This is a genomic window from Pseudomonas sp. NyZ480, from assembly GCF_029537255.1.
Taxonomy (GTDB): Bacteria; Pseudomonadota; Gammaproteobacteria; order Pseudomonadales; family Pseudomonadaceae; genus Aquipseudomonas; species Aquipseudomonas taiwanensis.
The window spans coordinates 878,444-904,299 of the sequence record NZ_CP120626.1 but is presented as its reverse complement, the minus strand read 5'-3'; the positions used below and the strand labels follow the sequence as shown (position 1 = coordinate 904,299).

Sequence of the window (25,856 nt, the reverse complement as noted above, 5' to 3'; positions counted from 1 at the left end):
CTGTCTGAGCTTTTCCTTGAGCGAGGGGTTCTGCGAATGGGCATACCCCGCCTGGAGACCGTTTAGCTGCACAGCCAGATAGGCCCAGGAGCAGTATTCGTTGATCCCCCTTGCTGGACCATCTGGTACAGCCTTTCGACATAGGGCGCGGCTTTGTCTTCGTCACCCAACATAATCAGATAAGCAATAAGGTTCACGTAGACGTTGGTATACGTGACAGGTATCTGTTCGAAAAACAGCTGTTGAACGCAGATTTTGCCATTGCACAAGGCAGTGTGCAGTGGCCCAACCAGATCGGGCCGGATCACCTTTCTGTGAGTGGTATAAACATATGCCAACACAGGCCCAACAAAAGACAGGCCATTGTAATCAGAGACACTGCCCTGCTCGTAATACCATTTGAAATTGTAACGCTTCGCTTTATTTCGATCGGATTGTTCTTGCTGCGCCAATACCCCTTCAAGCAGATCATTAGCTATTTCAAGACGCTCACCAACTTCAAAGAAACAAAGCGCAAGCCAGGCACTTTCACGTGTTCGAACTTTTTTAAGATCCTTTGTAAAAACGCCCTTGACTTTAGCGTCATACAAAGGCATCCAGGTCGAAATCCCCTTGCGCGCCAACGCTTTTCTGCGATCGCCATACGACATGGTGTCACTCCATATGCAAGACTGTACTGAGTGACATTAAATTGATGAAATCCCCCCCGCAACTGGCAGAAATATCAGTTGTCTCAACACTATCGAGGCCGGTTATTTGATTGATGCACTCACCTTTTTCAAGGAATAGCCGCGGATACCGGCGCCAGCCTTCGGCTTGCGAAACACCAGCACATTGCCCGCCATTACCGCGACGAGCCCCAGCAACGCTGGGGCCGTCCATTGGTAGCCTTCGGCAAACGCCGACACATTCAGCGCCACCAGCGGGAACAGCACCGTGCAATAGGCCGCTCGCTCAGGCCCCATGCGACCTACCAGGGTCAGGTAGGCGGTGAAGCCGATCACCGAACCTGGAATCACCAGGTACAGCAACGAACCGATGTAGCGCAGGTTCCATTCCATCGCGAAGGGAATACCGCTGACCAGGCAATACAGCGCCAGCATCGACGCGCCATAGACCATGCCCCAGGCGTTGGTGGTCATGGGTTTGAGCCCCGCTTTCTGCTGCAGGCTGGAAAGCATGTTGCCGGCCGAGAAGCACAGGGTGCCCAATAGGGCCAGGCCCAGTCCATACAAGGTCTCGCGGCTGGCCGTGTGGCTGGACAGTTCAGGCCAGAACAGAAGGCCCAGGCCGAGTAAGCCCGTCGCCCCGCCAGCCAGCACATTAGTGGCGATTTTCTGGCCAAAGAAGATCCGTGCATTAAGCGCATTCCATAGGGTGGCGGTGGAGAACACCACCGCAATCAGGCCACTGGCGACCCATTGGCTGGCCGTGAGAAAGCACATGAAGTTGACGCAGAACAGGCACAAACCCTGCGCCAGGCAAACCAGATGGCCACGCCGGTTCATCGGCTGCAGCCGGCGCGTGAACAGCAGGATGGCGAACAGGATCAGGCCGGCCAAGGCGAAACGGTAGACGATCGATACCGGGATGGCGACCACGCCCAACTGCAGTTTGAGAGCGATCCAGGTGGTGCCCCAGATGAGCACAGTGAGTAAATACAAGGACAGGTTCATGGGTGGCTCCTTGGGTATTCGTCCATGCTTGCTAAGGCCGCTTGGCGGCCTATCGCCGGCAAGCTGGCTCCTGGAGAAGCCCGGTATTGCCGGGGATGAGACACCAGTGTTGTTTCTGTCGACCTTTGGCGCTTGCACAAACTTGCGCTTTTGCTTCGCCGGTAGCTGCCACGGCCTTGCAACCGCAGTACGATGGCTGCCAGAGGAAACGCCCATGACCCCACTGTCCCAGCTGCAAGTCTTCAACGCCATGCATGCCTCGCCCAACGCCAGGCTGGAGCTGAGCGCGCACCTGGGCGATGGGCTGGCAGCGGCGCTGTGGAGCAACCGCGACGATGCCCGCGACTACCAGGCGCCGAGCCACCACACGCTGTCGTGCTACATCGCCGACGGCACAGGGACTTTCCGGCGCCAGCGCCCGGACGACAAAGGCGCGCCGAACAAGCTGTGCATCATGCCCGCCGGCCACGAGTCGAACTGGGTGGTCAATGGCTCGATACGCCTGGCGCACCTGTACGTCAGCGAAACGCAGTTCGCCCTTGGCTGCATACGTCTGCTCGACCGCGAACCTCGCGAACTGCAGTTACGGGAAGCGACGTTCCTGGACGACCCGCAGCAGGCCGGGCGCTTTCGCCAGTTGATCACCCTGAACTGGGACGAACCCAGCGAACGACTGCTGGCCAGCAGCCTGGCCCATGAGATCGTCGACCATGCAGTGCTCGGTCAGGTTGGCCTGCGCGAAGGGTTGCGCTTGAAAGGTGGGCTGGCGCCCAGTGCGCGCCGGCAACTGGCCGACTACATCGAAGCGCATCTGGACCAGCCGATTACCCTGAGCGAGCTGGCGCTGTACTGCAACCTTTCCGAATATCACTTTGCACGCATGTTCCGCACCAGCTTCGGGCTACCGCCGCACCAGTACCTGCTGGCCCGGCGCCTGAACCGGGCTTGCCAGCTGTTGCGGCGGGGCGAGATGGCGCTCGGGGAGATTGCCTTGTCGTGCGGTTTTGCCAGTGCCAGCCATTTCAGTAATCGGTTCAAGCAGGCGTTCGGTGCAACACCCGGCGAATACCGCTTGGCTTTCGACACGTGAAATCGGGGCCGCACTGCAGCCCCACATTCCTAGAACTCAAGCGTGCTGGACAAGCTCACCTGCCGCGCATCGCCTATCGCGACAAAGTACTGATTCACGGCCGAGCTGTAGTACACCTTGTCGAACAGGTTCTTCACGTTCAACTGAAGGCGTACCTTGTGCTCGTCCAGCTTGGTTTCGTAACTGGCGAACGCATCGGCCACGGTGTAGGACGGCAAGTCGAAGGTGTTGGTCGCGTTGCCTGCCCGCTCCCCCACATAACGCACTCCTGTCCCCAGGCGCAGGTTGTCGCCGCCGAACAGACTGCCGAAGTCGTACACCGCCGACAACGAGCCGCTGTGCTTGGCCACGTTCTGCAGGCGATTGCCCTTGAGCTCCGGGTCCTTGGTGACTTCTGCATCGGTGTAGGCATAGCTGCCGATCAGGCTCCAGCGCTCGCTCAACTGGCCGGTGAGATCGAGTTCGACGCCTCGCGAACCGACTTCGCCGGCGTTGCTGTACACGGTTTCGCCACTGCTGGTATCGAAGTTGGCCACCAGCACATTGCGCTTGGTGATGTCGAACAGCGCCAGGGTACCGGTGAGCTTGCCAGGCACATCGAGCTTGGCGCCAATCTCCCAGGACTTGCCCTCCTCCGGCGCAATGGACGAGTCCAGTACCAGCCCGCCGGTCAACGGGGCAATGCTCGAGTTAGGCTTGAACGACTCGCTGTAGCTGCCGTAGAACGACAATTGCTCGTCCACTTTGTACACGATGCCTGCATGCGGCACCCAGGCCTGGCCGCTGGTGTCGGTGTTGGCCTTGAACGGGCGACCGCGTCCGGCGTACTGGTCGTACTGCTGGAAACGCGCGCCGGCCACCAGGATCCAATGGTCGTCCAGGTGCAGCGCGTCCTGGAAGAACAGCGCATCGGTACGCAGCTTGTCGGTCTGGTCGCTGTCGCTGGCCCGCACGGTGCTGCCCTCCACTTCCTGGCCATAGACTGGGTTGAGGTAGCTGAAGGTCGACTGGCTGCTCTGGCGAATCAGGTCGCCGCGAAAGATCTTGCGGTCCTCGTGGTCGGCACCGAGCAACAGGTCATGCTGCATGCCCGCCAGTTCGACATTGCCGTTGAGGCTGACCGTGACGAACTGGTCGCGGCTCATGGCGTTGTGGGTGCCATCGATGCTGCGTTTGAGGGTGCCATTGGCTTCGTTCACGCCGGTCACGCGAACTTGGCTGGCATCGTAGGTCTCGCGGTTGAAGCTGTAGCCGACGTGCAGTTTCCAGTCATAGGCCAGCTGGTGGTCGACCTCCAGGCGGTAGAGATCAGAGCGCCCTTGCATGTCGTTGAACGGCTCGTCCAGGCGCCGGGTGGCTGGGATGTTCAACGGATGGCCATCGCTGCCGAAGGCGGTTCCGCGGTCGAAGGGGTAGAGAAACTCGCGGTGCTCATAGGCCAGTACCACTTGGGTGTCTTCGCCCAGCCAGGCCAGCGACGGCGCGACCAAAGACTCGCGATGCACGCCGTAATTGCGCCAGTAGTCTTCGTCTTCATGATCGACGATCAGGCGGTAGGCGAATTGACTGTCACCCAACGCGCCGGTGCTGTCGAACCCGCCACCACTGCCGTTCTTGCCGCTCCCATAGGTGGAGCCTCGAACGGTCAGCGCGTTGTACTGCTCCAATTGTGGCCGCTTGCTGACCACGTTGATGACGCCACCTGGGTCCTGGATTCCATACAGCAGCGAGGCCGGACCTTTGAGCACCTCGATCCGCTCGGTGCTGGCATTGAGGCTTCGGCCCTGCACGATGGGCATGCCATCGCGCATGATCGAACCGTCACGGTTGTCGCCAAAGCCGCGCTTCATCACGGTGTCGGCGGTGCCGCCGAAATTGTTGCCCTGGGTGATGCCGCTGACGTTGGTCAGCGCATCGTCGAGGTTGCGTGGGGCCTGGTCGCGAATGACCTGCGCCGGAACCACGTTGATAGCCTGGGGTATGTCCTGCGTCGGTCCTTGCCCACGCATGATTGATGCTACCGCTGGTGGCTGGTAGCTGTGGGTGTCCATCTGCGAGGTCACCGTGGTGGCTTGCAGGTTCAGCGCGCCCGAGGTGTCCATAGGTTCGAGGGTCAAGGTACGGGCATCGACACGCCGCCAGGTCAGGCCGGAATTACCTAGCAACTGCTGCAATGCCTGCTCGGCACTGAAGCTGCCGTTGAGTGCCAGCGCCTGAATAACAGGCAGTTCAAGGGTATAAACCACGCTCTGGCCAGTGGCGCGACTGAAAGCGTTGATTGCCTGAGCCAAAGGTTGGCTGGGCTGAGCGAAGGCATACAACTGAACCTGCTCGGCGGCCTGCACCAGCGGGGCGACGGGCAAGGCGCCAAGCGCCGCGAGGCCGAAGCAGAGAGGAATGCAACGCGGGGTGAACTTCATGGACGCTGACCTGTGAGAGGGTTATTACTGCGAATGAATCGCACTTCCACTCATTACACGTACGCCAGGTTCCGTTACCTCACCTTGTTTTGAACATTTTTTACCTGTGTCGGCCGCATCGCCGGCAGGCCGGCTCCTCCCTGGGCTTGCACACTTACCGAACAACAGTCAGACGCCCAAGGACCGTCTGACGCGAGAAGCCCAGCACCTTGCCCAGTGAGTCCAGCGCCAACAAAGGGTCCTGGACCGGGAAACTGCCACTGACCTTGCGTTGAGCCAACTGCTCATCGAGCAGCAGGATACGGCCTGGGTAATAACGCCCCAGATCCTCGACCACTTGCGCCAACGGCACCTGGTAGTAATTGAGCCAGCCCTGGCGCCAAGCCAAGCGGGTTTCGCTGTCCACACTCAAGGTCTCGCCTGGCCGTCCCTCGGCATAGACCAGTTGCTGATTGGCAGTCAACTCACGAGCAGCCCGGCCCTGAGCCGGCGTCACCGCCACGCGACCGCTGCGCACGGTGACCTGGGCACCGGCGCCCTGCTCGCGCACTTCGAACTGGGTTCCCAGCACGCGCACTTCACCACCTGCCGCCTCTACCAGGAACGGCTCGCCGGTGTGGGTCACCTGGAAGTACGCGGCCCCGCGCAACAGCCGTACGCGACGCTCCCCCTGACTGAAGTCGACGGCAATCGCACTGTCGGCATCCAGCACGACCTGCGACTGGTCGGCGAGGCTGACCTGGCGCACTCGCCCGGTGCTGCTGTAGTCGGCCTGCAGGTCTTGCAGCCAGTTGCCTGGATGCCAACCACCGGCAGTGCCCAAGGCCAACACCAGGCATGCCGCTGCAGCCAGGGGCCCTGCCATTCGCGACCAGCGGCGCCTGCGCGGGGTCGCTACCATCGCGTCCAGGTACTGCTGCAAGCCTGCACGCTCCTCCTGCGCCAGTCGGGCAGCCGGTGCGGCGCTCAGCCGCCAGAGTTCCTGGGCATCGGCATAGGCATCACGGTGTGCGGGGTCGGCCAGCAGCCAGCGCTTGAACGCCGCGCCGTTCGCTTCCTCTGGCCGTTCATTGATGCGGCTGAGCCAGTGCAACGCTGCCTGGGACTGGGCGGCGGAAATCGAATTCGGACGGCGGCTCATCGACGGGCGCTCCCTGGCCTGCGTGTGGACGACACGGGCTCGGCGACGCTCGCCTTGCACGCTTCAAGGGCGCGCATCATATGCTTTTCAACGGCGCTCTGGGACAGTTGCATGGCTTGGGCGATCTCACCGTACTTGCAGCCATGAATGCGGTTGAGCAGAAAGATCTGCCGTGTGCGTTCGGGCAGCGCCCGCAGCGCAGCTTCGATGCATTGCAGGTCGTGCTCGACCTCCAGCGCCTGCTCTGGTGCCTGGGCGACAGGCGTTTCGTCCAACGGCAGCGAGGCTTCGGCAACGCGCTCGCGGCTGCCTTCGCTGCGCAGATGGTCGATGGCCAGGTTGCCAGCGCAGCGCAGCAGATAAGTGTCGAGCGCCTCGACCTTGACCTCGGGCCGACGCCAGAAGCGCAGGAACAGTTCCTGGACCAGGTCCGCGGCTGTTGCGCGGCAACCGATCCGCCGGCTGACCAGCGCTTCCATGCGGGCGCGCTGGGCCAGGAATACCTGCAGAAAACGTGCACGCCCGCCTGTGCTGTCGGAGTCTGATTCGTTCATGGGTTCATAGGGCCAGCGCCACCCGCCCCGGGCGGCAGAAACAGGTCATTGAGATAGCCGTGAAGTTGCCGCCATAGCTGGCCAGGCCGCATTCAATAATAATGATTTCAATTCTCATAAGCAAAGGCCGGGAATGCGGTTTTCCTGACCTGACTGCCGCAAGTCTGTTTGCGCAGTAGCCGCAACAGGCTAATTGCAACAGGAAATTTATTTTCAAAAAGGGGTTGTAATCGTCGCGCCGTTGCCTGACCTTAGGGTCAAGAGGCGAAGAAATTCCAAGGGCCTCAATGGCCTAGGCACGCCTCCATGCGAGCAAGCTGAATAAGGATTGAATCATGCAAATCCAGGTCAACAGCAGCAACCATATCGAAGGCAACATCCGGCTCAATGAGTGGGTCCGCAGCACACTGCAGAGCACTCTCGAACGTTACGAGGACGACCTCACCCGCATCGAGGTGCACCTGCGCGACGAGAACGGCGCCAAGCCCGGACCGCATGACAAACGCTGCCAGATGGAGGCTCGCCCGAAAGGCCATCAGCCGATTTCCGTGACCCACACCGCCACCTCGCTGGACCAGGCCGTCGATGGCGCCGCCAGCAAGCTGAACAATGCGCTGGAGCACTTCTACGGCAAATTACGCAGCAAGCGCGGGGCACTGGAACTGAGTGATCCTGACGCCTGATCAAGCCCTATGTACAACAACGCCCGGCCTTGCGCCGGGCGTTTTCGTTTCCGTCGGCCATCGCGCCTGAACCAAGCCAGCGATTGCCGGTCAACTTCTGCAATCATCACGTGCAGAGCCTGACCATGAACAACCCTTTCGAGCAGATCAGCGCCGCCTTCGCCCCCGACTACCGGGTCAACCTGAGCATCGAACGCCTGGACGGCAGTATCATGCTGACGCTTTCGGACGATAGCGGCATGGTCGTCAAGCGCCTGATCAGCCAGGCCCAGCGCAACGACCCGGTGCGCTTGCAGCGTGTCATCGACAGCATTCGCCTGGGCCTGGCCATCGAGTTGGGACAGAACCCGTTGCAGGTGCTTGCTGCGCTAACCCGCGACCCACGTCCCGAACCGCGCAATTTCTCCGCCGTGGGCGTCGCTAACTGAAGCAGGGGTGGGCTGTCAGCCAAGACCCAGCATGTTGCCGATCTCTTTTTCGAGGTCCAGCAAATGCAGGCCGCGCACACGGTAACGAAGGTCGAAAGTGGCAGGTTGGTGGAACAGGCCAAACAACCCCTGATCGTAGGTAGGCTCCTCACCCCGACGCAGATGGTGCAAGACTTCATCGACCAGGTTGCGCGAGACGACCACATCGCAATCGATCACATCGGCAATTTCGGTGACATACACCGTATCCAGGTCGATTCCCAGCGGCAGGAAGGCCTCGGTCAGGTAAGCGCGGACGCTTTCAGCTTCAATCGTCATGGGGTTCTCCATTCGGCGTACGCAGCTCGCGACCCTGTGTCGCGATCAAGGACTCGACGCCGGACATCATTGAACCGCCGGGGACGTTAACACCCGCGCTAACTATCTAGCCCCTCATTTGCCCTCTTCCAATTCTTTGCCGTTAGCGTCCAGCACCTTGGTCGACGGGTAGCGGTACGACGCGTAGCGCACCACCAGAATCGAGAACGCCAGCAACAGGATACCGCCGCACAGGTACAGCAGCCCTTCGTCCGGCGCCTTGTGGTGCGATACGTCACCGATCAGCAGGCGGGTCAACGCGGTGATGGCGACATACAGCAAGAAGCGGATCGGCATGTGGTTGGTCTTGAAGTAGATCCCCACCATCGCCCCGAGCTCCAGGTAGATGAACAGCAGCAGGATGTCATCCACGCTGATGCCGCCTTTGCCCAGCATGTCCAGGAAGGTCATCACTGCCGCATAGGCGGTGATAGCGCCGATGCCGAACAGCGCCAAGTAGTGGAACGCCTCGACGCACAGATTGCCCAGCGAGTCGGCCGAGCCGTGCAGGCCCTTGCGCAGTTTTTCAGCCCATTTGATGTTCACGATTGTCCATTCCCCGATACGACATGAAGGATGATGCATCACGCCTGTGACGCTTGTGCCATGCAGTTAAAGGGCCAGGCCCCCTCTCTTGGAAGGCGACCGAACGCCGCAAGACACCTGAGAGAGGCCGCCGACGCCAAACTGGGCTATAAAAATGCCAGTTCGCCAGCATGCAGGATTGCATTAGCGTCGATACTGTATGAATATACAGATATCACCTAGCACCTTCCCTTCTCCTTCGCTGAAGAGGCCAAACAATGGCTGTTGAAACCCTTTACCGCAGCTCTCGAGACCTGGAGACCCTTTTCGTGGACCGCAAACTCGCCGATGCGCATGACCAAATGCTCGAACTCGCCGAGGCGCTCACCGAAGTGTTGCTGAAGAATGTCGCCAACCTGAGTGAAAAACAGGCCGAAGACGCAGGCATCTTCATGGCCAAGAACCGCGCAGTGTTCGCTACTGCGTTCAAGAGCAACGCGTCGGCCCTGGGCGAACTGGTTCAGCCGAGCGAATAGCGGCTGGCGCGCAGCAGGCGAAGGAGCATGAGCCTTCGCCTCTCAACCGTACAACAGCCGTTCCGCCAGCATCTGCGCCACCCGCGCTGGCGAGCGCTTTTCTGCCTGGGCGTGGGCGAATACCTCGGTCAAGCGCGAGGGGATCCGCGCAAGATGCGCGGTGATGGTGGTCAGGTCTTCACCACGGTGCTTGAGGGCCACATAGATCAACCCGCCAGCATTGATGACGTAGTCGGGCGCATAAAGAATTCCGCGGGCCTCCAACTGGTCCGCCACCTGCAATGTGGTGAGCTGGTTGTTCGCCGATCCCGCTACCGCCGCGCAGCGCAGCTGCATCACGCTCTGGCCGGTGAGAACCGGCCCCACGCCGCACGGAGCGAAGATGTCGCAGGGGGTGCTGATCAAGGCGTCGTTGGTCACCGGGTGGGCGTTGAACTGCTCAACCGCCAGGCGTACGCGGCCAGGGTCCAGGTCACTCACCAGCAACTCCGCACCGGCCGCATGCAGTTGCTCGGCCAAGGCATAGCCCACATTGCCCAACCCCTGAACCGCTACCCGCAAGCCCTCCAGATTGCCACTGCCCAGGCGAGCCTGGGACGTGGCGCGAATACCGGCGAACACGCCCATCGCAGCATGCGGCGATGGGTCACCCGAGGCGGTGGTGCTGGTGACGTGGGGCGTGCTCTGGGCTATGCAGTCCATGTCCAGGGTCGAGGTGCCACTGTCCACGGCGGTTATGAAGCGACCTTGCAAGGTGTCGACAAAACGGCCAAAGGCCTCGAACAACGCCGCTCGGTTTTCCACATGCGGGTTGCGCATGATCACCGCTTTGCCGCCACCGAACGACAAGCCAGCCAGCGCCGCTTTGTAGCTCATGCCTTGAGCCAGGCGAATGGCATCGGTCATGGCGCTTTCGTCATCGGCGTACGGCAGGTAGCGACAGCCCCCCATGGCCGGCCCCAGGTGTTCGCTGTGAATCGCCACCACAGCCTTCAACCCTGTGGTCGGGTCGATCCACAGGTGCATTGACTGGGTGCGGGTGCTTTGCATCAGCGCGAACATCAACTGGCTCCCCCAAGAGGTGCTCCTTTGAGTATAGGCAGGCAGCCCATCCAAGGCACTTTGGCGGACCACTGGACGAACGAGGGCGTCAAAGCTAATAGTTAAGCGTATGTGGAGAAGCGCGATGAACCCACGTCAAGCCTGCCAGACCTGCCTGGAGCGCCAGCCGGTCGCCCTGCTGGAAGCCGCCCTCTGGATCGCCGCCGAGCACGACCGAAATGTCGACCCGGTCGCGTGCCTTGTCACGGTGCACAACCTGCAGCGTGAGATCAGCGCCAACCTGCCGATGCTGCCGTTATGTGAACTGGCCCAGCCACTGTTGCGTCAGCTCAATGCCCTTGGCTTCCAGCAGGACGAATACCACCCGCTACGCCCACAGGCAGCCTTGATGGACAAGGTGCTGCAACGTCGTCGCGGGCAACCGTTGACCCTTGCCATACTGGCCCTGGAGCTTGCGCAACGGCTGTCCATCCCCCTTGAGGGCGTTGGTTTTCCCGGGCACTTCCTGCTGCGCGTTCCCGGTGCCGATCACCTGCTCGACCCCTGCGGCGGCCGGCGCCTGTACCCGGCGGATTGCCGCGAACTGCTGGCCCGCCAGTTCGGCCCGCATGTGCCACTGACCGCCGAACATCTGCGGGTGGCAAGCCCGACGCAGATGCTGCAGCGACTGTCGCGCAACCTGCGTCAATTGCACATCAGCAACGATAACCACCTGGCCGCGTTGATCGATGCTGAGCGGGTCATGCAACTGGGGCCAGTCCAGGCCAGTGACTACACGGCCCGGGCCTCGCTTTACCAGCATCTGGATTGCCCCCAGGCCGAACGCTTCGACCTGGAGCATGCCTTGCTGCTGACCGACGATCCGATCCAGCGCCTGAAGCTGACCGAGCGCATCGGCCAGCTACCGGCGGTAAACCGGTCGATTCACTGAGCCGGTGTGTCCGGCTGGCGGGATGGGTGAGCCGTCACGAAGGCGGGGTGTCGCTGCGCAAGGGCCGCGACTCGGCGGATACGCGGGTAGGCACCCAGGTCGACAGTGAACCGCTCGGCCGCGTACAGCTGTGGAATCAAGTACACATCCGCCAACCCTGGCGAAGCGCCGAAACAGAAGCCCTCGTCACCGATCAGTTGTTCGATCGCCGCCAACCCCTGGCCAATCCAGTGGCCGATCCACTGGTTGACCTGCGACTCGTCATGCCCCAGCTGCCGCAGCTGGTTGAGCACGCTGACGTTGTGCAATGGATGGACATCGCAGGCGATGATCGCCGCTACAGCTCGCACCCTGGCCCTGTCCTCGGTACCCGCAGGCAGCAGTGCAGGCTGTGGATACGCCTCTTCGAGGTACTCGATGATCGCAGGGGACTGCACCAGCACATCACCGCCATCGGTGCGCAGGGCCGGCACACGGCCCTGTGGGTTGATGGCGGCATAACCTGCACCGAGCTGCTCACCCTTGAGCAGGTTCACCGGCAGGGCCTGGTAGTCCAGGCCCTTGAGCGCCAGGGCGATACGCACCCGAAAGGAAGAGGTGGAACGGTAGTAGGTATACAGCTCCATGTGCCGACCCTCGCTCAATTGGCCGCTACGATCTTGCCGCGGCATTCACCGAAACCGATGCTGGCGAAGCCCTCGCGCGTGCAGCGGGCACGCAGGATGATTTCGTCGCCGTCTTCGAGAAACTTGCGCACTTCGCCACTGGCCAGGGCTACCGGCTGCTTGCCACCTTCGGTGATCTCCAGCAGGCTGCCGTAGGAGCCAGGCGTGGCCCCGGACAGCGTCCCGGAGCCAAACAAGTCGCCCGGTTGTAGCTGGCAGCCGTTGACGCTGTGATGAGCCACCATCTGCGCCACGGTCCAGTACATGCTGCGGGTGTTGCTCAAGGTCAGGCGGTGGGCCGGCAGGCCTTGCTCGCGCAGGCCTTCGGTGAGCAGCAGCACCTCCAACTCGATGTCCAGTGCGCCATTGGCCTGGTCACGTTTGTCCAGCAGGTACGAGAGCGGTTGCGGGTCGCCTTCAGGGCGTGCTGGCTGGGCGCAACGGAAAGGCTCCAACGCCTCGGCGGTCACCACCCAGGGCGAAATGCTGGTGATGAAGCTCTTGGACAGGAACGGGCCCAGCGGCTGGTACTCCCAGGCCTGGATATCACGCGCCGACCAGTCGTTGAGCAGGCAGTAGCCGGCCACGCGCTCGGCGGCATCCCCCACTGGGATCGCCTGGCCCAGGTCATTGCCCTGGCCAATCCAGATGCCCAGCTCCAGCTCGTAGTCCAACCGCGCGCAGGGGCCGAAGGTCGGCTCGCTCTGCCCGGCCGGCAGCGTCTGGCCCTTGGGACGACGCACCTCGGTACCGGAGGGGCGCAGGGTCGATGCCCGGCCGTGATAGCCGATCGGCACATACTTGTAGTTGGGCAGCAACGGGTTGTCGGGACGGAACAGTTTGCCGACATTTTTGGCGTGCTCGATACCGACGTAGAAATCGGTGTAATCGCCGACTTTGGCTGGCAGGTGCAGCTGGCAGTCACCGGCCGGATACAGCGCGGCCTTGAGGGCAGCCTGATGCTCGCTGTGCTCCCCCAGCAGCACCAACAGGCGCTCGCGCAGGGCGACACGGGCGCTGCGGCCCAGCGCGAAGAAGGCATTCAGTTGCCCACCCCGAGTAGCCTCGACCGCAGTCTTGGCCTGCCCTTCGAACAGGCCGGCGGCCAGTACCGCCTCCAGGTCGAGGATGGCATCGCCAATGGCGACGCCACATCGCTGTGCCTCACCAGGACGACTGAAGATTCCCAATGGCAGGTTCTGCAACGGGAAGTCGCTATGCCCGTTGGCGTGCTCTACCCAGCTGCGGGCAATGGCGGTCTGGTTCATCGGTTATCTCCGGTTCGGGTTGAAGGTGCTCGGCAGGGTTGCCCAGCAACTATCGTAGTCGGCCTGCAATTGGGGGCATTCGAGGGCATGGCGGCTTGGGCGCAGCACCTGGCTGGTCTCGAACATGAAAGCCATGGTGTTGTCGATCTTGTGCGGCGCAAGGTCTGCGGCGATGGCTTTCTCGCACGTTTCGGCATCCGGCCCGTGGGCGCTCATCACGCCATGCAGCGAAGCGCCGCCAGGCAGGAAACCTTCGGCCTTGGCGTCGTAGGCGCCTTGGATCAGGCCCATGAACTCATTCATCAGGTTGCGGTGGAACCATGGGGGTCGGAAGGTGTTCTCGGCCACCATCCAGCGTGGCGGGAAGATCACGAAGTCCATGTTGGCCATGCCGTGGACGCTGGTCGGTGATGTCAGCACGGTGAAAATGGATGGGTCCGGGTGGTCGAAGCTGACCGTGCCCAAGGTATTGAAACGGCGCAGGTCATACTTGTAGGGCACATGACTGCCGTGCCAGGCGACCACATCCAACGGCGAGTGCTGCAGCTCGCAGGCCCAGTGCTCGCCGAGGAACTTCTGCACCAGTTGTACCGGCCCGGTGGACTCTTCGTAATGGGCGACCGGCGTCAAGAAATCACGCGGGTTGGCCAGGCCATTGCTACCGATTGGCCCCAGCTCCGGAATGCGCAGCGGCGCCCCATGGTTCTCTGCCAGGTAACCACGGGCGTGGCCGTCGAGGAGTTCGACACGGAACTTCATGCCCCGCGGGATCACCGCGATTTCCAGCGGCTCGACTTCCATGACCCCAAGCTCGGTGGCGATGCGCAACCGTCCCTGCTCCGGCACCAGCAGCAGTTCGCCGTCGGCATTGAAGAACACCCGTTCCATGGAACGGTTGGCGCTGTAGATATAGATGCTGACGCCAGCGGGTTTGTCCGCCGACGCGTTGGCCACCATTGGCAGCCAGCCTTCGATGAAATCGGTGGCCTCGGTGGGGATTGGCTGTGGGTTCCAACGCAGGCGGTTGGGAGTGCTCGCACCAAGCGGGCCGTTCAGTGGCTGGCGCTCGAGGCGCTCGAAGCGCGGGTGCAGTGCCGAGGGACGAATGCGATACAACCAAGTGCGACGCAGTTCGCTGCGGGCCATGGTGAAGGCGGTGCCGGAAAGCAGTTCGGCGTACAGGCCGTAAGGGGCTTTCTGCGGCGAGTTCTGCCCCACCGGCAATGCGCCAGGCAACGCTTCACTGGCAAACTCGTTGCCAAAGCCGCTCAAGTAGTGAAGGTCGGGGGACGTGTCACTGTTCATCGATGCCTCCGGGCTCGTGCAGAGCCGTTGTTGGCAGCTGGCTGCGGGAGAAGGCAGCGCGTCTGCATTGTTTTTATCGTAATCAGATTACGTATAACGTAATTTGCTCCCCGAAAGGCGTCAAGCTATAAAGACGCCACTCGAAGACTTCGGAAGCCCCAGTCCATGGCCAAAGCCAGCCCCCCCGCCGACAACGGCAAGCAGAAGGTCCGCTCGGCAGAAGTCGGCACCGACATCCTCAAGGCCCTGGCCGAGCTCTCCCCTTCCACGTCGTTGTCGCGTCTGGCCGAGCATGTGCAGATGCCCGCAAGCAAGGTGCACCGCTATTTGCAGGCGCTGATCGCCAGCGGCTTCGCTGAGCAGGATGCAGCCACCAACCACTATGGGTTGGGACGCGAGGCCTTGCGGGTGGGGCTAGCCGCGTTAGGTAGCATCGATGTGCTGAAAATCTCGGCCTTGCCGCTGTCGCAGTTGCGCGACGAACTCAACGAAAGCTGCTTCATCGCGGTGTGGGGCAACCAGGGAGCGACCGTGGTGAGCATCGAGCCGGCGGTGCGTGCGGTGACCGTGGTGACCCAGATCGGCTCGGTATTGCCGTTGCTGAGTTCCTCGACCGGGCTGGTCTTCGCCGCCTACCTGCCCGAACGCGAAACGCGAGAATTGCGTGACCGCGAGCTGGCTTCGCTGGGGCAAACGCCTGCGGATTATGGACCCGTGCTGGCCGGTATCCGCGCGCGCGGCCTGCACCATGTGCATGGCCTGCTGATGCCGGGGGTCGATGCGCTGTCGGCACCCGTATTCAATGCCATGGGCCAGATTGCCGCCGTGATGACCGTGGTGGGGCCAACCTCGATCTTCCATGCCGACGAATCTGGCCCGGCGGCACGGCAGCTGTTGGCGGCGGCTCAAGAGGTCAGTTGGCGGATGGGCTATTCGCCGAGGGTTGAGTGAGCCTGCAGGGCGGAGGTGAAAACCTGAAAAGAGACAGGAATTGCGCTACGGGCACTTTTACCCGAAACGTAAAGGTGAATGTCACCAGCGACTATTTTTCCCCCAGGATCAAGCGCTTATTCTTGTCTCACTGGCTGGCACGAAGGGCTCTCCCCCCCGCCTTTCGCGCCGAACAGGGTTCACCGACGTTGATTTTGAAGCTCCTTGATCATACGTCTCGATTGGCCGCTGCCTTTGCAGCGGTCTTTTTTTTGGCTTGCCACAATCAACCCAGCGGATATTTCTGCAGGTTCGCCATCATCTGCTGCAATGCCTGCAGGCTGTCCTCTGGGTGTACCGCACCCTGGAAATCGCCGATTTGTTCCCAGCTTTGCGCCACCTGCTCGGGGGTGAAACCTTCCCGTGGGTCAAAGCCGACGCCCAGACTACGCTCCCAGCGCACTTTGCCAATCCAGCCACCGCCGACCTCGAATAGCTGACCTGTGTCCTGGCACTGCTCGCTACCCAGGTACACCACCAGCGGGCTGATCAGTTCAGGTTTGAGCCGGTCGAACACTTGCGGCGGAATCAACCCCTCGGTCATTCGGGTCCCCCCCGTCGGCGCTATGGCATTGACCAGAACGCCATGCTTGCGTCCTTCGATGGCCAGTGTACGGGTCAGGCCGTAGAGGCCGAGCTTGGCCATCCCGTAGTTGGCCTGGCCGAAATTGCCGTAGATGCCGGACGTCGAGGCGGTGAAGATCACGCGTCCCCAGTTCTGCGCGCGCAGGTGCGGCCAGGCTGCATGGGTCACTTTGTAGGCGCCTTCGACATGCACCTGATAGACCTGATCCCAGTCGCTGTCTTCCATCTTGTGGAACGTCTTGTCACGCAGGATGCCGGCATTGTTCACCAGTACATCGACCCGACCAAAGCTGTCCAGGGCCTGCTCGACGATACGGGCGCCGTCGGCGACCGAGTCATGGTTGGCCACCGCCGTTCCCCCTGCAGCGCGGATCTCGGCCACCACGCGATCAGCCGCCGAAGCACTGGCACCTTCACCGTGGGTCGAGCCGCCCAGATCGTTGACCACGACTTTGGCGCCACGCTCGGCAAACAACAATGCATGGGCGCGGCCCAAGCCACCCCCGGCTCCCGTGACGATCACCACTCGGTCTTGCAGTTGCACCGGCTCGCTCATGTTCGTGGCTCCTGGTCAGGTTGGATGCAGCGAGTGTCCGCCAGCCCCGCAGGGCGAACAATCAAGCTCACTCAGGCTGAATGCCGGGCGATAACGCAGGGCGATGATCGCCTGGTCAGGACCAGGCGACCTTCAGCGGCAGGAAACTCAGCGGTTGTTCGCGAAACGCCAGGTAGTGACGCAGCACCTGCACGGGTGCCTCGGTATGCGGGTAATGGCCAATGCCTTGTAGCTGCACGGTGTCCGGCTCGGGTACCAGTTCCCGGTAGCGCTCGACCATGCGGATGCCCGAGATCGGGTCGACCACACCGTTGATCAAGCGCATCGGCACCCCTGCGCGCTGCATTGCCGCGACCCAGCGCTCGCGGTGCAGCCTGCGTTCGGGTACATAGCCCACCAGCTTGTGCAGAATGCGTGTACCCCGGTTGGCCGCGATCAGACTCCAGCAATCGTCCAGCGCGCTCTCGCTGGGATGTGTGCATGGGCCATAGATCTGGGTGACGCTGCGCACCAGGTCGTCCCGCCCGAACGAACGGCCCACCAGCCAACCCAGCCGGCTGAGCAGGAGCTTTTGAATCAGCAACACCTGGCAGCGCTCGGGGAACAATCCGCTGTTGAGGAACACGCAACTGGCGATGTCCGCGCGCTGTTCGTGGTGTCGCGCCAGCAACTCCTGGGCGACGCTGCCACCATAGCCATGCGCCAGCAGGTGCACCGGCTGGTCGACCTGCAGATGGGCAAGCAAAGCCTGCTGCAAGTCGGCTTGCTCCATCAAGCTGTAGGTGTGTTTGAGCGGTTTGGCAGAGTCGCCAAAACCCAGCATGTCGCAGGCAATGACCCGGAAGCGCTGAGCCAGCGGCGCCCACAGGTAGTGCCAATCCCAACTCGCGGTGGGAAATCCGTGCAACAGTAGCAGGGGCTCTCCTTGCCCTGCGGTCCAGTAGCGGATGCTCTGGCCCCGGAATGAGAAATGCTGTCCCCGGGTACGCCAGACGCACAATGGAATCTCGGCCAAAGGCATCAGAATCGTCCCGTCGGATAAGGGTTGGTGGAATAGGGCAAGGCTGCGGTCATTGCATGTCACCTCGGCACTTACATGTGCTCTCTACATCGAACCTCAGTCTAGCCAGCCGCCGAAGCAGAGAAACTTGCGTTGACAGCCAGCTTGATGACTCAGCGAGTCAGTGGCACGAACGGTCACAACAGCATGGCCAGAAGCGGCGCCGCAAACAGGTTCAGCAGCCCCGTCAGGACCATGACCAGGCCGGCCACGGAACCTTCTTCGCGGCCCACTTCCTGCGCCCGACTGACCCCAGCGCCATGAGCCCCAACCCCGAACAGGGCCCCTCTGGCCAAAGGCGTGCGCAAGGGCAACCAACGCAGCAGCACACCCCCGAACATCGCCCCCAGCACGCCGGTGAACATCACGAACACGGCCGTCAGCTCCGGGACGCCACCCAGGTCGTGGGCCAGCGGCATGGCGAAGGGCGTGGTGATCGAGCGAGGCACCAGCGACAGGCTGATCGCATTGTCCAGCGCCAACAGGTGCGCCAGCCCCCAGGAGCTGGCAATGGAAGCCGCGCTGCCAGCCACCATGCCGATCAACAATGCTGGCCAGTGCCGGGCCAACAGGGCCCGCTGCTGCCAGATAGGTACCGCGAATGCCACGGTCACCGGCCCAAGGACACTCATCAGCCAATGGGTGTTGCGTGCGTACTCGGCGTAGGCCGTGTGCAGCGGAATGGCGACCGCCAACAGCAGCGTTGGCACCAGTATCAACGGCGACAGCAGGTAGCGACCGCTACGCCGGTACAGCCAGCGGCTGCCCAGGTAGGCGGCCAGGGTCAGGGCTAACCAGAACAGCGGCATGGGCTCAAGACTCATGGCGCAGCCTCCAGCGACACACCCACTCGACGGTCACGGCAGTGACCACCATCACCATCAGTGTGCTCACGGCGATCACCAGCAATATTCGCCAGCCTTCGTGGCGCACCAAGGCGCCGTAGTCGAGCAGGCTCATCAGTGCCGGAATGAAGAACAGCAGCATCTCAGCCATCAGCCAGCCGGCGCCCAGTTGCAAGGTGGCGGGTTTGATCACGCCGCTGGCAAACAGCAGCAACAGCAGCGCAAGCCCCATCACACCGCCCGGGATGGGCCAGCCCAACCAGGCGGCCAATTGGCCGCCGAGCAGGAACAACGCCAACAGCACCGCCAGCTCGCCAAGCAGACGCAGGATCTTTTTCAGTAACGCGGGTTTCATGGGGGAGTCCTCGACAGGCCCTCATCTTAAAATTTGCCTGCCTAGGCCAGAAGCGAATTGTTAGACTGCACGGCATTCCATTTTGGAATTCAGGCCATGGAATTCAAACAACTGCGTAGCTTCATCGAAGTGGTCAACCGCGGGGGGTTCACGCAAGCCGCGCACACCCTGCACATCAGCCAGTCCGCGGTCAGCAAACAGGTCGCCCAACTTGAGCAAGATGTAGGCCAGCCCCTGCTGGAGCGCCAGGCTTCGCAGCTGCACCTGACCGCTGCCGGGCGCATCATCCTTGAGCGTGGCGAAGCCTTGCTGCGCCAACGCCAGGCGCTACTCGAAGAACTCGACGACCTGAACCAGATGGGCCGGGGTGAACTGCGCCTTGGCCTGCCGCTGTTAGGCAGCGATGCCTTGTTCGCGGGGCTGTTCGCCGAGTATCGACGGCGCTACCCGAATATCTCGATCCAACTGCTCGAAGGCGGCAGCCACAGCATGGAACAAGCGGTGAGAACCGGCGAACTGGAACTTGGCGGCAGCCTGACGCCCAGTGACCCGGCCTTCGCGTACCAACCGTTCTGTAACGAGCCTTTGGATGTGCTGTTGCCGGCTGGGCATGCATTGGCGGGCCTGGGCCAGATCGATCTACATCAGTTGGCCGAGACACCGTTTCTGCTGTACCAGCGCAGCTTCGTACTGAACGACCGCTTGCTCAAGGCTTGTCAGCAGCAGGGATTCACGCCGAAGGAAGGTGGACGCAGCGGCCAGGCTGACTTTCTGGCTGCGCTGGTGGCGGCGGGCCAAGGCGTGGTGCTGCTGCCCCGGGTGGTGGCAAAAGCGCTGGAGCGCCCCGGAGTGGTGCGCCTGGCACTGCGCGCGCCCACGGAGCTGCGCTGGGACATCGCCTTTATCTGGCGGCGCGGGGCCTATCTGTCGCGGGCGGCGCAGGCATGGTTGCAATTGGTGCGGCAGGCGCCTTGAGCGTCTTGACCGACCTCATCGCCGCCAAGCCGGCTCCTGCGAGGTCCGCAGCGGACCTGGCAGGAGCCGCTGGAATCAGCCTTTGAGCGCCTGGGCCAGCTCGGCCAGCCAAGGCTCGGCATCGGCCTCCGGGGTTACCGTCTCGCTCGCATCCAGACGCAGCATCGGCTGCACTTCACGCACGCCCAGTTCGGCGAACAGCTCGCGCATTTGCTCGCCGCCACCGCAGAAGGTATCACCGTAGCTGGAGTCGCCCAGGGCGATCACCGCGCCCGGCAGGCCACGCCAGGCAGCGGGCAAGGTGTCACGAATGGTGCAGTACAGCGGCATGATGTTGTCCGGCAGCTCACCCATGCCGGTGGTCGAGGTGACCGCCAGCAAGGCCTCTGGCGCGAAGCCCTGCAAATCCTGCAACGTAGCCCGCGCAGCGTGCCAGGCGTCGAAACCTGCTGTCTTGAGCAAGGACTCGGCGTGACGGGCGACTTCTTCGGCGGTGCCATACACCGACCCGGAAATAATGGCGACTTTCATCGGGGAGAGGATTCCGAAACTGAGTGAAAACATAGGATACTAACATCCGGCGCTGGCAAAAGGCCGCCTCTACCATAGTCCTCCTTTTCAATTGATGGCCCGGACATGATCAACGCGCAATTGCTGCAATCCATGGTCGATGCGTCCAACGACGGTATCGTGGTTGCCGAACAGGAGGGCGAAGACACCATCCTGATCTACGTGAACGCGGCGTTCGAACGCCTGACCGGATACAGCCGGGACGAGATTCTCTACCAGGACTGCCGTTTCCTGCAGGCCGACGATCGCGATCAACTCGGCCGTGCGCGCATCCGCAAAGCCCTCGCCGAAGGCCGCCCGTGCCGAGAAGTGCTACGCAACTACCGCAAGGACGGCACGGCTTTCTGGAACGAGTTGTCCATCACACCGGTCAAGAACGACGCCGAGCAACGAACCTATTTCATCGGCATCCAGAAGGATGTCAGCCGGCAGGTCGAGCTGGAGCGCGAGCTGGCCGAACTCAATGCCCGCCTGAATTCCGACGAACGTACCTGAACCAAGCCCCAGGAGCATTGTCCATCCCGTTGAAGAAATCGCCTCCGAGTTCGATCATGCAAGCAAACGCGCTCCTGACCCAGGACGAGCTGGACTTCATACAGGGCATGCAGCACACGCCGCAGCTGAACCTGGCCGACCCCATGTCGAGCCTGCTGGTCAATGGCGACCGCCGCATCCAGACCTTGCTCACCCGCCTGGTGGCCAATGAGCAGGTGACGTTGCAGGCCCAATTCAACAACCAGCAGATCAGCTTCCCGCTGCAACTGGTCGAAGACGAGTTCCACGCCCTGCACCTGCAACTGGGCTCACCGGAAATCTACGAGGACGGCCCGATGCTGCGTCCCTGGCGCCTGACGCTGGACCAGCCGAGCGCGTTGCTCGATGCTCACGACAAGGTCAGCGGACTGTGGGTGCGCGAAATCTCCTTCAAAGGGGCGCTGCTGGAAGTTCGTGACCTCAAGCATGCCCCAACGCATTTCGAGCTGTATTTCGCCCCAGGTGGAATTACACCGATCGAGTTGCAGGGGACTCTGGGCCGGCGCATTGGTCCAGATCTGGCTGCCTATGACCTGAGCCAAAGCCCGGCTGAAGAAATCGAGCGGCTGCGCGAGTACATTCTCCAGGCACATCGCCAGGCCCACCCTGAACTGTACGCTCAGGTATCGAGCTGACCGGCCAGAAACTGCCGCAAGCGCCGCCGCATCAACCCCGCCTCAGCGCCCAGACACGCCACCGGGCTTCCTGCCAGACTGTCCTGGGCCAGCTCCGCGGCTTCTCCAGCCAAGAGTAGTGGGCACTCCAGCCCCACCACCAGGCGCACCAAACGTTTGCCAAGGTCCAGCGTCAATTGGTGATTGGAGAACATCACCAAGGCAGCGGGACGCAACCGCTCGCAGACCAGCGTGAGTTCTTCAAGCGGTTGCCCTGGGGCCAGCAAGGTCACCGCCACGTCATCACTGCTCAAGAGCAGGCCGGCCACCAGCAACTCCAGCTCTTGGCAAGGCCCGGGCAGAGCCGCCATCAGCACTCGCTGAGTACCGCTCTTGCGCGAAGACTGCAGCAGCGACAGCACGCGTCCTCGCAAGAACTGATCAAGGAACAGCCATTCGCTGGTCTGCCCAAACATCCCATGCCCTGCCGCCAGATCGTGCCAGACCGGCAGAAACAGCTCCGTGAAAGCGTTCTGTAGGGTGCCATGGGCCAATGCCTGGTCGAACAACTGCCCCAGAATCGCGCTGTCGAAGGTGCGCAAGGCCTCGCGTAACCGGGCCTGGCACGGCCCCTGGGCATTGGCTGTGACGGCGGGACGGGCTTCGCGCGCCACGGCCTGGCCTCGGGCAAGAATGCCACCGACCTTGCTCACCGCGACACCACGCTCGAGCCAGCCCAGGATCAGGCGAATGTCGTCGATATCGGCTTGGGAATAAAGACGATGGCCACTGTCGGTTCGGGTCGGTTGGATCAGCCCGTAGCGCCTCTCCCAGGCACGCAGGGTCACCGGGTTGACGCCCGTGAGGCGGGAAACTTCGCGGATTGGAAACAGGTCCTGGTGTTCCAGGCCGGCCTCCATTGCCGTTTTGTTCATCTGCACTAAGCACCCTGTGCGCTTTGATTGAACGCGCATACTACTACGACAGAATAGATTATCGGTCTGTGACCGTTCGCCGCCTGAGACTTGCCTGGCGCTCAACAGTCGCGATAATCCGTGCCCGATTCTTGCATGTTCGCCTGCGTCGCCCACCACCCCGGGCGACACAGCCAAGGGGCCAGCTACCCGCCAGCCCCGTCGTCAGGAGATACACGATGTCTACGCCACCCGTCACCCTGATGGTGTCACGTCGCGCCGCCCATGGCCGCTACCAGGACTTGCTGGCCTGGCTACACGAAGGCGAGCAACTGGCCACCGATTTTCCCGGCTATCTTGGTTCGGGCATCCTCGCACCGCCCCACGATGGCGATGAATTTCAGATCATCTTCCGCTTCAGCGACGAACCCACCCTGCACGCTTGGGAACATTCCGCCTCGCGCCGAGCCTGGTTGCAGCGGGGCAACGGCCTGTTCGAGCGCCCCAAAGAGAGGCGCGTAACCGGCATTGACGACTGGTTCGGCACTAATATGGTGCAAAAACCGCCGCGTTGGAAGCAAGCCGTTGCTATCTGGCTCGCCTTCTTCCCGGTTTCGCTGCTGTTCAATCTGCTGTTCGGCCATTGGCTGGCGGCCTTGGACCTGGTACCCCGGGTGATGCTCAGCACACTGATGCTGACCCCCGTGATGGTCTATGTCTTCATTCCTCTCTCCACCCGCCTGCTGGCCAACTGGCTTAATGCCACGCCACACACCGGCGCGGCGCTACGCAGCCGTTGAGGCCAGGCCACGCAAGAGGGAAACAGTTCGGGTATGCTGGTCAGCAATGAAAGGACAGACAAGTTGACCGCCCGAACATGAACAGCCCAATCCTCGTTACCGGAGCCAGCCAGCGTGTCGGGCTGGCTCTGGCCCTCGAACTGGCACAGGCCGGCCATACGGTGATCAGTGCCAGCCGCAGCCTCCAGCCGCAACCTGCGCACCCGAATATCGTCCCGTTCAAGGCCGACCTCTGCCAGCAGGCCGATCGCCAGGCATTGATCGACTTCCTGCACAGTCATTACGACGGATTGCGAGCGATCATCCACAACGCTTCGCTGTGGCTGGATGACGGCCTCGACAACCTCGAGACCATGTTCCGCCTTCACGTCGAAGCGCCCTACCACCTGAACCTGGCACTGGGCGACCTGCTGTCCAAGGTGGACAAGGCCGATATCATTCACATCTGCGACGAGACCTCCTCGCGCGGCAGCAAGAGCCACATCGGCTATGCCGCCACCAAGGCCGCATTGCAGAACATGGTGCTGTCATTCGCCGAAAAATATGCGCCCAAGGTGCATGTCAACGGTATCCTCCCGGGCCTGTTGATCCTCAAGGAAGGCGGCGATGAAGCGTACCGCCAGCAGACGCTGAAAAAGGCCCTGCTGGAATTCGAACCCGGCGCCGGCCCACTGATCGAGACGGTCAAATACCTGCTTGCCAGCCAGTACAGCACCGGCAGCCAGGTGGTCATCAATGGCGGCCGTCACCTGAAGAATCGCATGACCTGAGAGAACCCCATGACGCCTCAACAGCAACTCGAACTCGAGGCCGCCGCATTCCGGCGCCTGGTCGAACACCTGCAAAAACGCACCGATGTTCAGAACATCGACCTGATGAACCTCTCCGGCTTCTGCCGAAACTGCCTGTCGAAGTGGTACAAGGCCGCCGCCGACGAGCGCCAGGTCGAACTGAGCATGGATGATGCGCGCGAAGCGGTGTACGGCATGCCCTACGCCGAGTGGAAAGCCCAATACCAGAAAGAAGCCAGCGCCGAGCAGCAAGCGGCGTTTGAAAAAGGAAAACCTCGTGACTGATCTGAATTCCCTGCGCGCCAGCCTGACCAGCGGCGAACACGTCTTTGCCGACACCCTGGCGTTCATTGCCGCCCACTACAGCTACCAGCCGCAGGCCTTCAACAACGGCGGTGTCGAGAACGCCGCCGGCCAGAACGAAGGCTCGTGCAAGACCTTGGGCCTGGCCCTGCTGGAAGGCCTGAGCGATGAGGAAGCACTGCTGGCATTCGGCGAGCACTACCGCAGCGTGCTGGCGACCCCTGAAGGCAGCGACCACGGCAATATCCGTGCACTGATCAAGCAGGGTTTGGCTGGCGTGAAGTTCGCCGAGCAGCCACTCTCGCGCCTGGCGTGAGCCCCGCGTGATTCATCGCCGGCAAGCCGGGTCCTGCAAGACCGCTGCAGGGGCCGGCTTGCCGGCAATCAGGCCGAAAAGATCTGCCCCGCCCACTCGGCCGAAACCTCCCCCCGCTGCAACCAGGCAAGCGCAATCGGCCACAGCGGCTCGCGGAAGCGGTCGTGGAAGAATGCGAAATGGCCGATCTCTCGGACTGAGATATCCACAGGCGCCAGGCGCAGGTGCAACCGCTGTGCATGCTTCAAGTACCCCAGCAGGCGCTCTGTCGCCGCCACCGTGCCAAACGGGTCGTCGGTCAGGCTGATCGCCAGCGTCGCAGCGCGCACCTGGGCAAAGGGCAAGCCTTGCAGCTGCCTCCCGCTGGGGCGCTGCTCGTAACGTGGAGTGCGCGCCGTCCAGTCCTGTACCACCCCCGCCGGTGTATCTTCCATCCAGCCCAGACGCTTGCCGGGGAAATACCCGAAAACCCGCGTCAGCAACGGCATCACCACATGCCATTTACCCAACAGCCGCCAACGCTGGTCCGCCGCATAGTCACGCCAATAGGCGAATTGCGCCCCTACCATCACCACTCGCCGCACCTGCCCGGCCGACGGCGCCAGTCCTACTGCGCAACCGCCGAAGCTGTGCCCGACCACATCCACGGGCTGCCCTGGAAACTGCTGTGCGGCATAGGTCAGCATGGCTTCGAAATCCAACTGCCCCCAGTCACTCCAGGACGCCTTGAACCCGCGTAGCGAATTCGGGCGTGACTCGCCGATGCCACGGTAGTCGTAGGTCAGCACATCCCAGCCGTGGGCGAACAGGTAGTCGGCAAAACGCGAGTAGTAGCGGCAACGCACCGAAGTGGCGGCGTTGATGATCACCAGGGGACGCTGGGCGTCGGGTTCGGCGTGACGCCAGAGGAAACCTCCGAGGCTGTAGCCGTCGGCGGTGGCGTGACGAAAAGCAGTGGCGGGCTGGGTAAGGCTGCTCATGGCGCGCGTCCTGTTGTTGTGCGCCAA

31 protein-coding genes are annotated in these 25,856 nt (G+C 62.2%); 13 read left to right on the top strand and 18 right to left on the bottom strand.

What is annotated here, in order from left to right; all coding sequences use genetic code 11:
* Positions 1-62: 62 nt before the first annotated feature.
* On the bottom strand, positions 63-650 hold the full coding sequence (locus P3R38_RS04050; protein ID WP_277686847.1) for a hypothetical protein: 588 nt from the start codon (positions 648-650) through the stop codon (positions 63-65).
* Positions 651-752: 102 nt separating this feature from the next.
* Positions 753-1,676 carry a DMT family transporter gene (locus P3R38_RS04045; protein WP_277686846.1) on the bottom strand — a complete coding sequence of 308 codons (924 nt, stop codon included), beginning with the start codon at positions 1,674-1,676 and terminating at the stop codon, positions 753-755.
* Between the two features lie 214 nt (positions 1,677-1,890).
* Between P3R38_RS04045 and P3R38_RS04040 the strand changes: the two genes are divergently transcribed.
* The gene (locus tag P3R38_RS04040; protein WP_023378744.1) at positions 1,891-2,766 is read left to right on the top strand and encodes a helix-turn-helix domain-containing protein; all 876 of its coding nucleotides are present in this window, start codon (positions 1,891-1,893) and stop codon (positions 2,764-2,766) included.
* A 29-nt stretch (positions 2,767-2,795) separates the two neighbouring features.
* Here the strand turns inward: P3R38_RS04040 and P3R38_RS04035 are convergent, their stop codons facing one another.
* The 3 genes from P3R38_RS04035 to P3R38_RS04025 form a co-directional block, all read right to left on the bottom strand.
* Entirely contained in the window at positions 2,796-5,186 is a 2,391-nt protein-coding gene (locus tag P3R38_RS04035; protein ID WP_277686845.1) for a TonB-dependent receptor, read from the bottom strand.
* Between the two features lie 154 nt (positions 5,187-5,340).
* Entirely contained in the window at positions 5,341-6,327 is a 987-nt protein-coding gene (locus P3R38_RS04030; protein WP_104882934.1) for a FecR domain-containing protein, read from the bottom strand.
* Entirely contained in the window at positions 6,324-6,881 is a 558-nt protein-coding gene (locus tag P3R38_RS04025; protein ID WP_023378741.1) for an RNA polymerase sigma factor, read from the bottom strand. The genes P3R38_RS04030 and P3R38_RS04025 overlap by 4 nt, the downstream gene beginning before the upstream one ends.
* Positions 6,882-7,216: 335 nt before the next feature.
* Between P3R38_RS04025 and P3R38_RS04020 the strand changes: the two genes are divergently transcribed.
* Together P3R38_RS04020 and P3R38_RS04015 are read left to right on the top strand one after the other, a co-directional pair.
* On the top strand, positions 7,217-7,564 hold the full coding sequence (locus tag P3R38_RS04020) for an HPF/RaiA family ribosome-associated protein (protein ID WP_023378740.1): 348 nt from the start codon (positions 7,217-7,219) through the stop codon (positions 7,562-7,564).
* Between the two features lie 125 nt (positions 7,565-7,689).
* On the top strand, positions 7,690-7,992 hold the full coding sequence (locus tag P3R38_RS04015) for a DUF3509 domain-containing protein (RefSeq protein WP_027908054.1): 303 nt from the start codon (positions 7,690-7,692) through the stop codon (positions 7,990-7,992).
* 15 nt (positions 7,993-8,007) lie between these two features.
* On the opposite strand, the gene P3R38_RS04010 is transcribed toward P3R38_RS04015, so the two are convergent.
* The gene (locus tag P3R38_RS04010) at positions 8,008-8,310 is read right to left on the bottom strand and encodes a hypothetical protein (protein ID WP_027908053.1); all 303 of its coding nucleotides are present in this window, start codon (positions 8,308-8,310) and stop codon (positions 8,008-8,010) included.
* A gap of 114 nt (positions 8,311-8,424) precedes the next feature.
* Positions 8,425-8,895 carry a phosphate-starvation-inducible PsiE family protein gene (locus P3R38_RS04005; RefSeq protein WP_023378737.1) on the bottom strand — a complete coding sequence of 157 codons (471 nt, stop codon included), beginning with the start codon at positions 8,893-8,895 and terminating at the stop codon, positions 8,425-8,427.
* A gap of 257 nt (positions 8,896-9,152) precedes the next feature.
* On the opposite strand from P3R38_RS04005, the gene P3R38_RS04000 reads away from it, so the two are divergent.
* The gene (locus P3R38_RS04000) at positions 9,153-9,410 is read left to right on the top strand and encodes a YebG family protein (protein WP_023378736.1); all 258 of its coding nucleotides are present in this window, start codon (positions 9,153-9,155) and stop codon (positions 9,408-9,410) included.
* Positions 9,411-9,452: 42 nt separating this feature from the next.
* Here the strand turns inward: P3R38_RS04000 and P3R38_RS03995 are convergent, their stop codons facing one another.
* Complete coding sequence (locus P3R38_RS03995) at positions 9,453-10,472, bottom strand: Glu/Leu/Phe/Val dehydrogenase dimerization domain-containing protein (protein WP_023378735.1); 1,020 nt, start codon at positions 10,470-10,472, stop codon at positions 9,453-9,455.
* A 124-nt stretch (positions 10,473-10,596) separates the two neighbouring features.
* On the opposite strand from P3R38_RS03995, the gene P3R38_RS03990 reads away from it, so the two are divergent.
* Complete coding sequence (locus P3R38_RS03990; RefSeq protein WP_023378734.1) at positions 10,597-11,403, top strand: tetratricopeptide repeat protein; 807 nt, start codon at positions 10,597-10,599, stop codon at positions 11,401-11,403.
* Here P3R38_RS03990 and maiA read toward each other — a convergent pair.
* The 3 genes from maiA to hmgA are packed head-to-tail and all read right to left on the bottom strand — an operon-like array spanning position 11,397 to position 14,641.
* A complete protein-coding gene (gene maiA, locus P3R38_RS03985; RefSeq protein ID WP_023378733.1) occupies positions 11,397-12,029 on the bottom strand; it encodes a maleylacetoacetate isomerase in 633 nt (210 codons plus the stop codon). The genes P3R38_RS03990 and maiA overlap by 7 nt on opposite strands.
* A 14-nt stretch (positions 12,030-12,043) precedes the next feature.
* Entirely contained in the window at positions 12,044-13,336 is a 1,293-nt protein-coding gene (gene fahA / locus P3R38_RS03980) for a fumarylacetoacetase (protein ID WP_277686844.1), read from the bottom strand.
* A gap of 3 nt (positions 13,337-13,339) precedes the next feature.
* Complete coding sequence (gene hmgA, locus P3R38_RS03975) at positions 13,340-14,641, bottom strand: homogentisate 1,2-dioxygenase (RefSeq protein WP_104882938.1); 1,302 nt, start codon at positions 14,639-14,641, stop codon at positions 13,340-13,342.
* A 165-nt stretch (positions 14,642-14,806) separates the two neighbouring features.
* Here hmgA and P3R38_RS03970 point away from each other — a divergent pair, with 165 nt between their 5' ends.
* Positions 14,807-15,592, top strand: coding sequence for an IclR family transcriptional regulator (locus P3R38_RS03970; RefSeq protein ID WP_104882939.1), 786 nt, complete (start codon positions 14,807-14,809; stop codon positions 15,590-15,592).
* A 265-nt stretch (positions 15,593-15,857) separates the two neighbouring features.
* On the opposite strand, the gene P3R38_RS03965 is transcribed toward P3R38_RS03970, so the two are convergent.
* From P3R38_RS03965 to P3R38_RS03950, 4 genes are all read right to left on the bottom strand, one after another.
* Positions 15,858-16,772 (bottom strand): SDR family oxidoreductase, encoded by a 915-nt coding sequence (locus P3R38_RS03965; protein ID WP_104882159.1) that lies wholly within the window; start codon positions 16,770-16,772, stop codon positions 15,858-15,860.
* Between the two features lie 115 nt (positions 16,773-16,887).
* Positions 16,888-17,793, bottom strand: coding sequence for an alpha/beta hydrolase (locus tag P3R38_RS03960; protein WP_186598927.1), 906 nt, complete (start codon positions 17,791-17,793; stop codon positions 16,888-16,890).
* Between the two features lie 176 nt (positions 17,794-17,969).
* On the bottom strand, positions 17,970-18,656 hold the full coding sequence (locus P3R38_RS03955; protein WP_027908047.1) for an LrgB family protein: 687 nt from the start codon (positions 18,654-18,656) through the stop codon (positions 17,970-17,972).
* Positions 18,646-19,032: a CidA/LrgA family protein gene (locus tag P3R38_RS03950; RefSeq protein WP_277686843.1), complete on the bottom strand. Its 387-nt coding sequence runs from the start codon at positions 19,030-19,032 to the stop codon at positions 18,646-18,648. The genes P3R38_RS03955 and P3R38_RS03950 overlap by 11 nt, the downstream gene beginning before the upstream one ends.
* A 96-nt stretch (positions 19,033-19,128) precedes the next feature.
* On the opposite strand from P3R38_RS03950, the gene P3R38_RS03945 reads away from it, so the two are divergent.
* Entirely contained in the window at positions 19,129-20,007 is an 879-nt protein-coding gene (locus P3R38_RS03945) for a LysR family transcriptional regulator (RefSeq protein ID WP_277686842.1), read from the top strand.
* Positions 20,008-20,082: 75 nt separating this feature from the next.
* On the opposite strand, the gene P3R38_RS03940 is transcribed toward P3R38_RS03945, so the two are convergent.
* The gene (locus tag P3R38_RS03940; protein WP_277686841.1) at positions 20,083-20,538 is read right to left on the bottom strand and encodes a flavodoxin; all 456 of its coding nucleotides are present in this window, start codon (positions 20,536-20,538) and stop codon (positions 20,083-20,085) included.
* A 105-nt stretch (positions 20,539-20,643) separates the two neighbouring features.
* Between P3R38_RS03940 and P3R38_RS03935 the strand changes: the two genes are divergently transcribed.
* Together P3R38_RS03935 and P3R38_RS03930 are read left to right on the top strand one after the other, a co-directional pair.
* On the top strand, positions 20,644-21,072 hold the full coding sequence (locus tag P3R38_RS03935) for a PAS domain S-box protein (protein WP_023378722.1): 429 nt from the start codon (positions 20,644-20,646) through the stop codon (positions 21,070-21,072).
* A 56-nt stretch (positions 21,073-21,128) separates the two neighbouring features.
* The gene (locus tag P3R38_RS03930) at positions 21,129-21,746 is read left to right on the top strand and encodes a hypothetical protein (RefSeq protein WP_277686840.1); all 618 of its coding nucleotides are present in this window, start codon (positions 21,129-21,131) and stop codon (positions 21,744-21,746) included.
* On the opposite strand, the gene P3R38_RS03925 is transcribed toward P3R38_RS03930, so the two are convergent.
* Positions 21,731-22,660, bottom strand: coding sequence for a MerR family transcriptional regulator (locus P3R38_RS03925; protein WP_041925436.1), 930 nt, complete (start codon positions 22,658-22,660; stop codon positions 21,731-21,733). The genes P3R38_RS03930 and P3R38_RS03925 overlap by 16 nt on opposite strands.
* 218 nt (positions 22,661-22,878) lie before the next feature.
* Here P3R38_RS03925 and P3R38_RS03920 point away from each other — a divergent pair, with 218 nt between their 5' ends.
* The 4 genes from P3R38_RS03920 to P3R38_RS03905 all read left to right on the top strand — a co-directional run bounded on the left by P3R38_RS03920 (position 22,879) and on the right by P3R38_RS03905 (position 24,849).
* Positions 22,879-23,439, top strand: a complete 561-nt coding sequence (locus P3R38_RS03920; protein WP_023378719.1) for a hypothetical protein — start codon at positions 22,879-22,881, stop codon at positions 23,437-23,439.
* Positions 23,440-23,516: 77 nt separating this feature from the next.
* Positions 23,517-24,209 (top strand): dihydromonapterin reductase, encoded by a 693-nt coding sequence (gene folM, locus P3R38_RS03915; RefSeq protein WP_023378718.1) that lies wholly within the window; start codon positions 23,517-23,519, stop codon positions 24,207-24,209.
* 9 nt (positions 24,210-24,218) lie between these two features.
* Positions 24,219-24,515, top strand: coding sequence for a DUF1244 domain-containing protein (locus P3R38_RS03910; protein WP_023378717.1), 297 nt, complete (start codon positions 24,219-24,221; stop codon positions 24,513-24,515).
* Positions 24,508-24,849, top strand: a complete 342-nt coding sequence (locus P3R38_RS03905; RefSeq protein ID WP_027908042.1) for a HopJ type III effector protein — start codon at positions 24,508-24,510, stop codon at positions 24,847-24,849. The genes P3R38_RS03910 and P3R38_RS03905 overlap by 8 nt, the downstream gene beginning before the upstream one ends.
* A 68-nt stretch (positions 24,850-24,917) precedes the next feature.
* Here P3R38_RS03905 and P3R38_RS03900 read toward each other — a convergent pair whose 3' ends face one another.
* The gene (locus P3R38_RS03900) at positions 24,918-25,829 is read right to left on the bottom strand and encodes an alpha/beta fold hydrolase (RefSeq protein WP_023378715.1); all 912 of its coding nucleotides are present in this window, start codon (positions 25,827-25,829) and stop codon (positions 24,918-24,920) included.
* Positions 25,830-25,856 lie beyond the last annotated feature (27 nt).